12 protein-coding genes are annotated in these 13,596 nt (G+C 53.5%); 11 read left to right on the top strand and 1 reads right to left on the bottom strand.

Features of this window, described 5'->3' with window-relative positions:
• Positions 1-67: 67 nt before the first annotated feature.
• From J0X12_RS16155 to tmpB, 10 genes are all read left to right on the top strand, one after another.
• The gene (locus J0X12_RS16155) at positions 68-1,177 is read left to right on the top strand and encodes a TRAP transporter substrate-binding protein (RefSeq protein WP_207047466.1); all 1,110 of its coding nucleotides are present in this window, start codon (positions 68-70) and stop codon (positions 1,175-1,177) included.
• 77 nt (positions 1,178-1,254) lie between these two features.
• On the top strand, positions 1,255-1,827 hold the full coding sequence (locus J0X12_RS16150; RefSeq protein WP_207047465.1) for a TRAP transporter small permease subunit: 573 nt from the start codon (positions 1,255-1,257) through the stop codon (positions 1,825-1,827).
• Between the two features lie 39 nt (positions 1,828-1,866).
• Complete coding sequence (locus J0X12_RS16145) at positions 1,867-3,231, top strand: TRAP transporter large permease (protein WP_207047464.1); 1,365 nt, start codon at positions 1,867-1,869, stop codon at positions 3,229-3,231.
• A complete protein-coding gene (locus tag J0X12_RS16140; RefSeq protein WP_207047463.1) occupies positions 3,231-4,583 on the top strand; it encodes an amidase in 1,353 nt (450 codons plus the stop codon). Before J0X12_RS16145 ends, J0X12_RS16140 begins: the two co-directional genes overlap by 1 nt.
• Before the next feature lie 17 nt (positions 4,584-4,600).
• Positions 4,601-4,798, top strand: coding sequence for a hypothetical protein (locus J0X12_RS16135; RefSeq protein ID WP_207047462.1), 198 nt, complete (start codon positions 4,601-4,603; stop codon positions 4,796-4,798).
• Positions 4,799-4,802: 4 nt separating this feature from the next.
• Positions 4,803-5,765, top strand: a complete 963-nt coding sequence (locus J0X12_RS16130) for a 2-hydroxyacid dehydrogenase (RefSeq protein WP_207047461.1) — start codon at positions 4,803-4,805, stop codon at positions 5,763-5,765.
• A gap of 437 nt (positions 5,766-6,202) precedes the next feature.
• Positions 6,203-7,084, top strand: coding sequence for a choline kinase family protein (locus J0X12_RS16125; RefSeq protein ID WP_207047460.1), 882 nt, complete (start codon positions 6,203-6,205; stop codon positions 7,082-7,084).
• Positions 7,085-9,538, top strand: a complete 2,454-nt coding sequence (locus tag J0X12_RS16120) for a GcvT family protein (RefSeq protein WP_207047459.1) — start codon at positions 7,085-7,087, stop codon at positions 9,536-9,538.
• Between the two features lie 24 nt (positions 9,539-9,562).
• On the top strand, positions 9,563-10,732 hold the full coding sequence (gene tmpA / locus J0X12_RS16115) for a 2-trimethylaminoethylphosphonate dioxygenase (RefSeq protein ID WP_207047458.1): 1,170 nt from the start codon (positions 9,563-9,565) through the stop codon (positions 10,730-10,732).
• On the top strand, positions 10,725-11,315 hold the full coding sequence (gene tmpB / locus J0X12_RS16110) for a (R)-1-hydroxy-2-trimethylaminoethylphosphonate oxygenase (protein WP_207047457.1): 591 nt from the start codon (positions 10,725-10,727) through the stop codon (positions 11,313-11,315). The genes tmpA and tmpB overlap by 8 nt, the downstream gene beginning before the upstream one ends.
• 7 nt (positions 11,316-11,322) lie before the next feature.
• On the opposite strand, the gene J0X12_RS16105 is transcribed toward tmpB, so the two are convergent.
• Complete coding sequence (locus tag J0X12_RS16105; protein WP_207047456.1) at positions 11,323-12,201, bottom strand: LysR substrate-binding domain-containing protein; 879 nt, start codon at positions 12,199-12,201, stop codon at positions 11,323-11,325.
• A 178-nt stretch (positions 12,202-12,379) separates the two neighbouring features.
• Here J0X12_RS16105 and J0X12_RS16100 point away from each other — a divergent pair, with 178 nt between their 5' ends.
• Complete coding sequence (locus tag J0X12_RS16100; protein ID WP_420497095.1) at positions 12,380-13,576, top strand: 2-aminoethylphosphonate--pyruvate transaminase; 1,197 nt, start codon at positions 12,380-12,382, stop codon at positions 13,574-13,576.
• Positions 13,577-13,596 lie beyond the last annotated feature (20 nt).

Raw genomic sequence — 13,596 nt, 5'->3', positions numbered from 1 at the left:
ATCGTGATTGGTGGTTTATTTTATATTAGAATAAACGAAAGTAAAAATGTTTTCATGGGAGGTGAAAATGACTGAGAAGACTATGGATCGCAGAAAATTTCTGAAAGGCAGCGCGCTTGCGGCCGCCGCAACCGCTGGAAGCTTTGCAGCACCTGCAATAGCGCGGGCCGAACCTGTTACATTGAAAATGCAGGCAGCGTGGGGCGGCGGCATTTTTCTTGAAAATGCACAATCATATGTTGACCGGGTTCATGCCATGGCAGGCAAGGACATCAAAATCGACCTTTTGCCCGTTGATTCGGTAGTAAAGACCAGTCAGATGCAAGACGCGGTGCATCGCGGAGTGCTCGACGCAGCCCATTATGTGCCTGCCTACTGGTACTCTAAATCCCCGACGGCGTCGTTGTTCGGCACCGGCCCGTGTTTCGGCTGGTCGTCGCAGGAAGTACTCGGATGGGTTAATTATGGTGGCGGACAGGAACTATTCAACGAGTTGATGGGTAATCTTGGCCTGAATGTTGTCTCGTTCTTCAACAGCCCAATGCCGGCACAACCGCTGGGATGGTTTAAACAGGAAATCACGGACGTCTCCCAGCTAAACGGGCTGAAATACAGAACCGTTGGTCTTGCTGCCGATGTCCTCCTCGAAATGGGCATGTCGGTCGTACAGCTACCGGGCGGTGAAATCCAGCCAGCGATGAAGGCCGGTTTGATTGATGCGGCGGAGTTTAACAATCCGACGTCGGACCGCGATTTCGGTATGCAGGATGTTTCGAAATTCTATCATCTTGCTTCCTTCCACCAGTCTCAGGAATTCTTCGAGATTACATTTAACAAGAAGAAATATGAAGGCCTTCCCGCAGAGTTACAGGCAGTATTGAAATATGCGTCTGAGGCGGAAAACTCCAACTTTTACTGGAATAATACCAAACGCTATGCAGACGATCTCAACAAACTCCGGGACGAGCAGGGCGTAAATGTTTACCGGACACCGGATAACGTCATGGCGGCTCAACTCGCGGCCTGGGATGTTGTTATCAAGCGGATAAGCTCCGAAGATCCGTTCTTTGCAAAGGTAGTCGACTCGCAAATGGCTTATGCCAAGAATGTCATGGGCTATTTGAACCTGAACCAACCGGACTACAAGCTGGCCTATAATCATTACTTTGGCTCGTGACCACGAGTAAATGTAATACGCTCCGGGGACTACAAGTTAGTCCCCGGTTTTGCTTAGGAGTTTGCGGATAGGGTGCGATGACAAAATTCGTCTATACGATTGAGGGGCTAAACCTCTGGGTAGGCAGGGCATTTGGCTGGTGCATTATGATACTGACCTTTTCGGTATCCTATGAGGTTTTCGTCCGTTATGTGTTGAACTCTCCGACGGTCTGGGCATTTGATGTAATGGTTCAGATGTATGGTGCGTTGTTCCTGATGGCAGGACCTTATGCCCTCGCGCAGGATTCACATGTTCGCGGCGATGTGCTTTACCGCCTGTTTCCCATACGCTGGCAGGCCCGAATAGACTTCGTGCTGTATATTCTGTTTTTCTTTCCCGGAATACTCGCCCTGTTCTGGTATGGCGCGGAAATTGCCGCCGACAGTTGGCGATATAAAGAAGTAAGCTGGAACAGTCCAGCCCGCATCCAGGTCTATTTTTTCAAAACACTTATTCCCGTGGCCGGCTTCCTGCTGATTTTACAGGGCATAGCGGAAATGGTGCGCTGCTGGAAAGCAATCAAGCAAGGAGTATGGATGGATCGGCTGGAAGATGTGCATGAGACCGAAGACATGCTGATGCATAAGTCCGAGATACACAAACCATGATTTCAGCCGTTTCCTTCGCTTTTATTTTGAGAGACGCCCATGACAAACCCTGAAGTCGCCATTTTCATGCTTTGTTTGTTTATCCTGCTGGTGTTGCTGGGCTTTCCAATCGCCTTCACACTTTTGGCAATGGGCGTAGCGTTCGGCTACTACGCCTATTTCCAGGGCGGGATCGAAAGCTTTGCCGACCTGTTCAGCAACAATATCTTTTATCTGCTGAATCAGAATACCTACTCGGTAATGGAGAATGATACGCTGGTTGCGATCCCGCTGTTTCTTTTTATGGGGTACGTCGTCGAGCGGGCGAATATTGTTGATCGGCTTTTTTTCTCCTTGCAGATGGCGGCGCGAAACCTGCCCGGTTCCATGGCGATTGCCGCGCTGATCACATGCGCGGTCTTTTCGACAGCCTCGGGTATCGTTGGCGCGGTCGTCACCCTGATGGGACTGCTTGCCTATCCGGCGATGGCCAAGGCCAACTACCAAAAGGAGTTTGCCGCGGGGGTTATTTGTGCCGGCGGCACGCTTGGCATCCTGATACCGCCTTCCATCATGTTGATTGTCTATGCGGCAATTGCCGAATTATCCCCTTTGCGGTTATATGCTGCGGCCGTATTTCCCGGCCTGATCCTCGCCGGGCTTTATATGGCTTACGTCATTATCCGTGTCCTGATAAAGCCGTCGATTGCGCCAAAGCCACGTCAGGAAGATATCCCCCCGCCCATCAAGATTTACATGGACCTTCTTGTATCTTTTGTACCGCTGACAGCCCTTATCATGCTGGTGCTGGGATCCATTCTGGGCGGACTTGCCACGCCTGCTGAGGCCGCGGCAATGGGGGCTTTGGGTGGGCTTGTGCTCGCGGTCCTTTACCGTTCCCTGACCTGGAAAAAGGTCAAGGAAAGTGTGTTTCTGACGGCGAAGGCCACGGCGATGGTATGCTGGCTGTTTGTCGGATCATGGACCTTTGCGTCGGTTTTCTCTTATCTCGGCGGACATGATCTCATAAGTGCCTGGGTCGTCGGCTTGAACCTTGAACCCTGGCAGTTTCTGGTTCTGGCGCAGGTAATCATTTTCCTGCTGGGTTGGCCGCTTGAGTGGTCCGAAATCCTGATTATTTTTGTGCCGATTTTCTTGCCGATGCTTGATACCTTTGGCGTCAATCCGTACTTTTTTGCGATGCTGGTTGCGCTGAATTTGCAGACCTCCTTCCTGACCCCGCCGATGGCGATGTCGGCGTATTATCTTAAAGGGGTGTTGCGCAACGCCATCCAGCTTGTTGAGATTTTCAGGGGTATTATTCCCTATCTCGGCATTGTTATCCTTTGCATGGTTCTCATGTATCAATTCCCTGGCATTGCCTTGTGGCTGCCGGACTATCTTTTCGGGAAGTATATCCCTTGATGACAGTTGTTGACCAATCAATGCCGAATGTCCTGCCCGCCTTGGACGCGGTCCGCCAGATACGTGACGGACGGTTGACGTCGGTGGAGCTGGTAAGGGCTTGTCTCAACAGGATTGAGGAAACCGACGGGCAGATCAAGGCCTGGGCCCAGCTGGACCCGGATTATGCCTTTGCCCAGGCAGCGGAAATGGACAGTATTCGCCGCGCTGGCAGGCCCCTCGGGACGCTGCATGGCATTCCCGTTGGTCTCAAGGATATTGTTGATACCCGGGATTTTCTCACTGAGCGGGGAACGCCGATTTTTGCCGGAAGGCAACCTGCGGAAGATGCCGCGATCGTCGAACGACTTAGAGATCAGGGAGCGATCATCCTAGGGAAAACCGTAACGACCGAGCTTGCTTTTGTGCAGGCAGTTGAAACAAGGAATCCGCATAACGTTGCTCATTCCCCGGGAGGGTCATCGAGCGGATCCGCTGCCGCCGTTGCCGCTTTCCAGGTTCCGCTGGCGATCGGCACCCAGACCAATGGGTCGGTCATTCGTCCGGCCTCTTTCTGCGGAACATATGGGTTCAAGCCGACGCGTGGCATGATCTCGCGTCGCGGCATCTTGCAGACTTCAAAATCTCTCGATCAGGTGGGGGTATTTGGCAGGACGCTGGAAGATGTGGCGGCATTATCAGACGTTATTAAAGGATATGATCCGGCGGATCACTCGAGCTATGCCAGGCCCAGGCCGCTAATGCTAGAAGGATGTCGTGCCGATCCCCCGGTGGACCCCGAATTTGTCTGGCTAGAGCTGCCCTTTAATAACCGACTGACGCCGGCAGCGCGGGAGGGGCTGGAAGAAATCATGGCCTTGCTTGGTGACAGGGTGGACAAAGTTTCAGTTCCGGCTTCCTTTGACGGGTTCATCGAGGCACAACGGGTTATCCATGAATTTGAAATCTGTCAGCATCTGCAGGAAACATTTAGCGGATACTGGGAGAAAATCAGTCCCGCGCTGCAGCAGATTGTTGAACATGGACGGACCATCAGCGCGGCCCAATATGAGGACGCGGTTCAATTTATGGTCTCTGCAAACGAGTATTTTGACGTATTCTTCCATGACTATGATGCCGTTCTCACGGCAAGCGCACCGGGTGAAGCATCAGAATTTGTGGAAGGCACGGGAGACCCCGTTTTCTCAACCATCTGGACATTGTGCGGCTTGCCCTCAGTAAGCCTGCCCCTTCTGGTTGGCGAAACCGGCCTTCCGATTGGTGTGCAGTTAGTTGCGCGGACAGAGCAGGATGATCGCTTGTTCAGGACCGCCAACTGGATACAGAATAAATTGAAAGCGCAGCAGGCGTAAGGATAGGGAGAAAAGGAATGCTGTCGGATATAAGCAAAAAAATCCTAGGATTCATCGGCATAGCATTGGTGGCGACCTTCGTTCTTGGCCTCGCCTTCAGCATCTCCAGCGGCTTTGCCGGTTTCTGGGGAGGACTGCCGTTCTGGATCGTCTCACTTTTTGTTCTCTCCATGGCCGTCTATAATTACTGGGAAGAAACACTGCGGAAGAAGTGACACCATGGCGGCAGAGAAAGTTCTTTGGATTACGCGTAAGCTTTCCGATAAATCACTTGAACGGGCGGCGAAAGACTATGACGCCATCATCAATTACGAAGACGGGCTGCATAGCGCTGACGAAATTGTTGAGATGAGCGCCAAGGTCGATGCGATCCTTCCCTGCCATTCGGAGCTTTTTACGGCCGATGTGGCAGCGAGACTTGATCCCCGTGTTAAAATTATTGCGAACCATTCCGTTGGCGTTGATCATTGCAATCTCGATGCCCTGAAAGCGCGCGGTATTGTTGTGACGAATACCCCGGATGTTCTTTCCGATGCGACGGCGGAAACGGCCTTTCTGCTTATGCTCGGCGCGGCGCGGCGGGCGGTTGAAGGTGACCGGATTGTGCGGTCAGGGGCGTGGAATTTCTGGAGCCCGTCCTTCATGGTCGGCAAACAGGTTACCGGTCAACGCCTTGGCATCATTGGAATGGGTCGCGTCGGTCAGGCCATGGCCAGAAAAGCGCGCGGCTTCGATATGGAGGTCCATTACTTCAACAGGCGGCGACTGCCAAAGGAGCGAGAACAAGGCGCGCAATTTCACGAGGACATCGACAGCCTGCTAGCCGTTGCTGATTTTCTGTCCCTTCATTGCCCCGCGACGCCGGAAACGACGGGAATGATTAATGCGGAGCGTATTGCCCGGCTTCCAGATGGCGCGGTTATTGTGAATACCGCGCGCGGTGCGCTCGTTGATGAACCAGCACTAATTAAAGCCCTGACGTCGGGCAAGATCTTTGCGGCTGGCCTAGACTGTTTCATAACGGAGCCGGGGGGCAATCCGGCTTTCTCGGCCTTCGAGAATGTTTTCATGCTGCCCCATATCGGCAGCGCGACGGTGCAGACACGTGATGCGATGGGCGCGCGGGCACTCGATAACCTGGATGCCTTCTTTGCAGGAAAAACTCCAACCGACACGTTATAGCAGGGACGCTAAATGACCGAAATGACACGGCTTTCTGCAGGGAAGAGAGCCTGAATCTCGAGCAGAGAGCCGCGATATTTTGGCGGCCAATGTTTCCTAAACTGAGATGGTTTCTCAACTGGCTGAGAAATTGGTCACCAACTCCATGGTAATCTTACGTGATATCCACTGGCGATAAATTTATCCCCGGCAAGATCAGTGCCCACAGCCCGTCAGCTGCGCGGGGCTGGGGTCTTTTGACAATGCCATTTTAGGTGTCAGGAAAGGCCGGTAATCTTCTGATATGTGGTTTTCCTTGACTGCAGCCGGAAATTTTCAGCTAGCAATCGATAGCTTTGCCGAAGCGTGATTCTTTGATAGGTAGAAAGGGCCATAATCACCTAGTATCAAATCGATAGTAGTCATATGATACCCTGATAATAGTAACGGATGGTGGCATGACATGGGCATATGAGAAAATTTCGGGGCTTTCTCTATGGCGAGTGACACCGTCCATTGAACCGCTGGATGGTGGTATGACGAATGCGAACTTCCTCGTGACGGAGGGGGAACGCCGCTATGTCGTTCGTCTGGGGGAGGATATCCCGTTCCATCATATTGCACGCACCCATGAGCTGGCGGCAAGCAAGGCCGCGCAGGCAGCGGGCATCTCGCCGGCGGTTGTTTATAGTGAGCCGGGCGTTCTGGTTCTCGAGTATATAGTGGGGAGGACACTCGCTCCGGAGGATCTGCGCGATGACGATTTGCGTGATCGGGCGATCCGCCTGATCCGACGCAGTCACCGGGACATTCCGGCATTCCTGCACGGACCTGCACCGATTTTCTGGGTCTTTCATACGCTGCGGGAGTATGCCCGCCTTATAACCAACAGCGATAGTCCCCATAAGAACCGCATTACCGAGTATCTTAGAACTACGGCGGAGACAGAGGCGCGGTCCGGCCCCCACGATATCGTCTTTGGCCATAATGACTTGCTGGCGGCCAATTTCATAGATGACGGTGACCGTCTCTGGTTGATCGACTGGGAGTATGCGGGCTTTAACACACCGCTTTTTGATCTTGCCGGGCTGGCGTCCAACAATGATTTCACGGAAAGCTCGCAAAGATCGATGCTGGAACGCTATTTCGAGGCACCGCTCAACGATGACCTCTGGGGGCGGTATCAGGCGATGAAGATTGCGTCTCTTCTTCGGGAAGTGATGTGGAGCATGGTATCGGAAATTTATTCCGAGCTTGATTTCGACTATGGACACTATACTCAGAGCTGTCTTGAACGGTTCGAGCCGGCGTACGAAAGTTATAAGAAGGACAATCTCTGAATGGCGAAAGATTTACCGACGACGGCGCGGGCGGTTGTGATTGGTGGCGGAATTGTCGGCTGTTCCACGGCCTATCATCTGGCGAAGCTCGGCTGGACGGATACGGTCCTGCTGGAGCGGAAAAAACTCACCTCGGGAACGACCTTCCATGCCGCGGGGCTGGTGGGTCAGCTTCGGTCCAACGCCAATATCACGGAACTTCTGGGTTACTCTGTTGATCTCTACAACCGGTTGGAAGAGGAAACCGGGCTCGCCACGGGATGGAAGATGAACGGCGGCCTCCGTCTTGCCTGTAACGATGCGCGCTGGGAAGAAGTCAAGCGTCAGGCAACCACCGCCCAGTCCTTTGGCCTGGATATGCAGCTCTTAACACCAGCGGAGGCGAGGGAACTCTGGCCCATCATGACGGTGGAGGATGTTGTCGGGGCCGCGTTCCTCCCGACCGACGGGCAGGCCAATCCGTCCGATATCACGCAAGCACTTGCGAAGGGTGCACGGATGGCCGGTGCGACGATATTTGAGGATACGGCTGTAACGGACATCCGGATAGAGCGCGGGAAAATCAAGGGTGTACAGACGGATAAAGGATTTATTGAATGTGAGGTCGTAATCTGTTGCGCTGGGCAATGGACGCGGGAATTCGCCGGCCGTTTCGGCGTAAATGTGCCGTTGGTCCCGGTCCAGCATCAATATCTGATAACCGAACCGATCAAGGATATGCCACGTAACTTGCCAACGCTGCGCGATCCCGACCGGCTGACCTATTATAAAGAGGAGGTCGGCGGCCTGGTCATGGGCGGGTATGAGCCCAACCCCGTGCTGTGGGCGGAAGCCGGCATTCCGGAAGATTTCCATTTTACCCTGCTGCAATCCGACTTTGACCATTTTGAGCCGATGATGGAACTCGCTCTTGGCCGCGTCCCGGCGCTGGAGACTACCGGGATCAAGGAACTGGTCAATGGGCCGGAAAGCTTTACACCGGATGGAAATTTTATCCTGGGGGAAGCGCCGGAACTTAAAAACTTCTTTGTCGGTGCCGGTTTTAATGCTTTTGGTATCGCCTCGGGCGGCGGCGCGGGGATGGTCCTCGCCGAGTGGGTGGCGAAAGGAGAGCCTCCCTATGACCTTTGGGCTGTCGATATCCGCCGTTTCGGCAAGCCGCATTTCGACGCCGACTGGATCAAAAAACGCACCGTTGAGGCCTATGGCAAGCATTACACCATGGCCTGGCCGCATGAGGAGCATCAAAGCGGCCGGCCGTTTCGAACCTCGCCACTCTACGACAAACTGAAAGCCGCTGGTGCTTGTTTCGGTGAGAAGCTCGGGTGGGAACGGCCGAACTGGTTTGCGGATGTAGAAGCGGGAGAGACGCCGGAGGATACCTACAGCTTCAGCCGGCAAAACTGGTTCAAGGCCGTCGCGCGGGAGCATAAGGCGACGCGGGAGGCCGCGGTTCTGATTGACCAGACATCCTTCGCGAAATTTCATCTTACCGGACCGCATGCCGCCGCTGCATTGGACTGGATCGCGGCAGGCAACGTGCTGCGGCCGCCCGGGTCTGTTATCTATACCCAGATGCTGAATGACCGGGGCGGGATTGAATGCGACCTGACCGTGACACGCCTTGACCAGAATGAATTCTATATCGTGACGGGAACCGGTTTCGCGACCCATGATTACAACTGGATCTTGAGAAATATTCCGCCGAATATGACGATCGCCTTGAGCGATATTACCGAGAAGCGATCCGTCCTCTCGCTGATGGGGCCATTATCGCGGGAAATTCTGTCGCAGGTCACGAATGATGATATTTCCCATGAAGGCTTCCCCTTTGCGACCGGCAGAATGATCGAGATCGCGGGCCATCCCGTTATGGCCCTCCGCCTGACCTATATGGGGGAACTCGGCTGGGAGCTTCATATGCCTGTTGGTCACGCAGCTGCCGTATATGATGCCCTGATGACGGCCGGGGCGCCTTCCGGTCTTTCGAATGCAGGATATCGGACGATCGAAAGCTGCCGCCTGGAAAAGGGTTATCGCGCCTGGGGGGCGGATATCGGCCCGGATCACACCCCGATTGAGGCCGGGCTTGGCTGGGCCGTGAAACTGAAATCAGGCCGCGATTTCAAGGGGCGTGCGGCAATCGAGACGCAGAAGGCGGCGGGCGTCAAGAAAATGCTCGCCTGCTTTACGGTTGATGACCCGGATGTTGTCCTGCTCGGACGGGAGACAATCTACCGAAATGGCAAGCGTGTCGGTTGGCTTTCCAGTGGAGGCTATGGTCATACAATTGCAAAATCCATTGGCTATGGATATGTTCGCAATCCGGAGGGCGTGGACGCGGAGTTCGTGCTCGATGGCAGGTATGAGCTGGATGTGGCGCTAACCCGCGTACCGTGTCAGGTGCATCTGGAACCGCTTTACGACCCAGGGATGAAGAAGATTAAATCGTGATGACAACTGCGTGATACCAAACGAATGTCTGAAAATAGCTATATAGAAAATGTCGAGGTGGCCGGGGATGGGGACTATATTGTCCTCCATACAAAACGCGGCGACAGTTTGCGGTTTCATGCCATCTGGCTCCGGGACAATGCGCTGGATGCGGATACCCGTTCCCCGCAGAATGGTCAGCGTCTTATCACGATTGATGACATTCCTGCAGACACCAGGATTTCCAACGTGTCGATGGACCTGCCGGACAGGCTCACCGTCACCTTTCAGCCGGAAGCAAAAACGCTTTCATACTCGCTCCGCTGGCTACAGGCCCATGCCTATGATATCGCGGAGGAGCGACCTGCCGGATGGCTAGGCCCAAATATTGAGCTTTGGGATGAGTCGTTGAATAGCAATGTCCCAATGGCCGATTTTGACTCGGTCAAGCGTGATAAAATGGCATTGACGAAATGGCTCAGCGATATTCGCCGGTTCGGATTTGCGAAAATGACAGGCGGCCCCGTAAAAAGCGGAGCACTCCTGGATGTTGCCGCGCTGTTTGGCTTTGTGCGGGAAACGAACTACGGAAAATGGTTTGAGGTGCGGGCCGAAGTGACGCCAACGAACCTTGCCTTTACCTCGGCGGGATTGCAGGCCCATACGGATAACCCCTACCGCGATCCGGTGCCGACGATGCAAATTCTCTATGCGCTGGAGAATTCGGCGAATGGCGGGGATTCGCTGGTTGTGGATGGTTTTAAGGCGGTTAAGCGGCTGCAAGCGGAGCATCCCGATTATTTTGACCTTCTGTCCCGTTACAGTGCCAGGTATGAGTATGCCGGACAGTCGGACGTCTGCCTGCAGGCCCGCAAGCCGATGATTGAACTGGCGCCGGACGGGGAGCTTGTCGGGGTCCGTTTCAACAACCGCTCGATCGCACCAGTCACGGATGTACCATTTGAGAAAATGCCGGACTATTACGCCGCCTACCGGAGCTTGAGTGAAATCATTAATGACCCGGACATGGCAGTCAGCTTCCGTCTGGAACCCGGCGACTGCTTTATTGTCGATAATACGCGCGTATTACATGCCCGCAATGCCTACTCCGGTCGCGGAACGCGCTGGCTACAGGGCTGCTATCCTGATAAGGATGGCCTGCTGTCGACTCTTGCGACCCTTGAACATCAACATTTGGGAAGAAAAGATGCCTAAGCCCGATTTTTCACACCTTACCAAGGACAATATTGTCGCCTTTATCGCCGATATTTTTGCACGGCGCGGCGCCGAGGAATATCTTGGCGAAGAGGTAACAATCTCGGAGCATATGTTCCAGACGGCGGAACTTGCGGAGGAATCGGGCGCGAATGAAGAGCTGATCGTTGCGGCGCTGTTGCATGATATCGGGCATTTTACCAACGAGTTTCCCGATAATGCGGCGGAACTTGGCATCGACAGTCATCATGACCGGGCAGGGGCGGCCGTTCTGGCGCCATTTTTTCCGAAAATCGTCACTGACTGTGTGCGCCATCATGTCTCGGCGAAGCGTTATCTTTGCACGGCAGAACCCGCCTATTTTGCAAAGCTGTCCGACGCGTCGGTTCTCAGTCTGAAATTACAGGGTGGTCCGATGAGCGAAGCGGCCGCAGCGAAATTTGCACAGAACGAGGATATTGACGCAATCGTCCAGGTGCGCAAATGGGATGACGAAGGCAAAATCCCTGGCAAGAAAACACCGGGCTTCTCTCATTATGTCCCGATGTTGCAACGGGTCGTTGACAGTAATATGCGGGTGTGAGTTTCGCTTAAGCTCTCTTCAGCGAAATACGATCATGCGCCATTTCCATGAATGCGCTCACCAAATTGCCCTTGCTGCGTTCCTTCAAGCAGATCAGCGCTTCATCCATCAGCGGTTTGCATCCTGAAATCGGGATCTTGCAAAGCCGCTCGTCATAGCCGAATTCGGCCTCTGAAACGATTCCGATGCCGGCGCCGCTCGCGACGATTTCACGGATAGCTTCCCGACCCACCGCCTCAATCGAGGGTTTAAGAGTGAGGCCCGCAGCGGCAGCAATCTGCTCAAGTTTCTGACGGGTTTTTGATCCCTTTTCCCGAAGTACAAGGGGCTTGGTCACCAGTTCCTCCAAGGAAATGGATTTAAGTTTACCCGCAGAACTCCTTTTCGAGGCAAAGGCAATAATCGGAGTCGAACTCAGTTTTACAATATCGAAATCGCGCGATTCCGGAATTTCTCCCAATACACCTACATCTGCCTCATAACTGCAGAGTTTTTCAATAATTTCCGGGGTATTGCCGGTGCTGACGGAGATAAACACCTCCGGAAACTGCTGGCGGAAGGGGCCCAGTACAGGATGAAGATGCTGCACTGAATCGGCAATTATCCTCAGCTTTGCAGACCCCAATGCCCGTGATTCCGATAATAGTTCGTGGGCCTGATGCTCAATATCGAACATCCGATGGGTAATTTCGAGAAGTTTCTTGCCAAAATCTGTTAGACTGACCTGTTTCTTTTGTCGATTAAACAACAAAACGTCATACTCAGTCTCTAGTTTACGCACCTGATCCGATATGGCCGGCTGGGTCAAGGATAGTGCTTCGGCCGCACGCGAAAAGCCCCCTTGAGTGGCGACGTAGTGAAAAGCACGAAGCTGTACATACCGCATATTTTTTCCAATCCAGTGTACCGACAGTATAGCTTAGACAAGGATTGAAGGCCATATGTATCGATTTAAATTATAGAACGATTTTAAATAACGATTTTACATATATTACGTTGTTAATTAGATTTTGGATCACTATTGGTTAATTCTTTTTTTACGGCGAGGGTTTGACGCGATGAAAATGGATCAGGAATTGCAGTCAGGTGCAGCGTTTCCGCCACCCCATATGGGCGAGCCTTATCTGCTCACCCCGGGTCCATTAACCACGTCCTTTGATGTCAAGCAGGCGATGCTGAAGGATTGGGGGTCATGGGATGGCGATTTCCGGGCGATGACAGCGGCGCTTTGTGAAAAGCTGCTTGCCATTGCCGGTAATGAGAGCGGTGACTTTGACTGTGTTCCCATGCAAGGGAGTGGCACCTTCGCTGTTGAGGCAATGCTGGGGTCCTTTTTGGGACCGGACAGCAAGACGCTGGTGCTGGTCAATGGCGCCTATGGGAAGCGGATTGTTGAAACGCTCTCCTATCTTGGCCGGGAACACGCGGTTATTGATAAAGGGGACTATATGCCGCCGCGTGGAGATGAAGTGGCCGCAGCCCTGACCGGAGATCCGACGATAACGCATGTTGTCCTTGTCCATTGTGAGACAAGTTCCGGTATCCTTAATCCGGTGCAGGAAATTTCCGAGGTTGTTGAAGCCGCAGGACGCAAGCTTCTGATTGATTCGATGAGTGCTTTTGGCGCGCTCCCGCTTGATGTCCGGGAGATCAAGTATGAAGCAATGGTCTCCTCCGCCAACAAATGCATAGAGGGCGTACCGGGGTTCGGCTTTATCATTGCCCGCAAATCCGAGCTGGAAACCGCGAAAGGTAATAGCCATTCCCTCAGCCTGGATGCGCATGCCCAATGGGTTAATTTCAAGAAAACAGGGCAGTGGCGCTTTACGCCGCCAACCCACACTGTTGCGGCCTTTATGAAGGCACTGGAATTGCACGAGGCCGAAGGCGGCGCACCGGCCCGGCTTGCGCGATATGAACGCAACAGGGACGTTATGGTGGCAGGCATGCGCGACCTTGGTTTTGAAACCTTGCTGAAGGACCGCTGGCTTTCGCCGATTATCGTTACCTTTTTTAATCCAGCGCATGCCAATTTCAGCTTTCCCCGCTTTTACGACTTGATGAAGGCCCGGGGCTTTATCATTTATCCTGGTAAGCTGACGGTGGTGGACAGTTTCCGGATTGGCTGTATTGGTCGGCTTGATGAACAGGTGATGCACCGTGTTGTGACGGCGGCGCGCGAATCCCTAGAAGAAATGAATGTCGATAGCGCAAGCCCGCCTGAAGCCGCGCTGAAAGAACGTGCCCGTCTGGCGGCCTGAAATATCTGAATTGGAGTTTA

Origin of the sequence: Sneathiella sedimenti (assembly GCF_017313765.1) — a bacterium.
Taxonomy (GTDB): domain Bacteria; phylum Pseudomonadota; class Alphaproteobacteria; order Sneathiellales; family Sneathiellaceae; genus Sneathiella; species Sneathiella sedimenti.
This window is presented reverse-complemented; position numbering and strand designations above follow the sequence as displayed.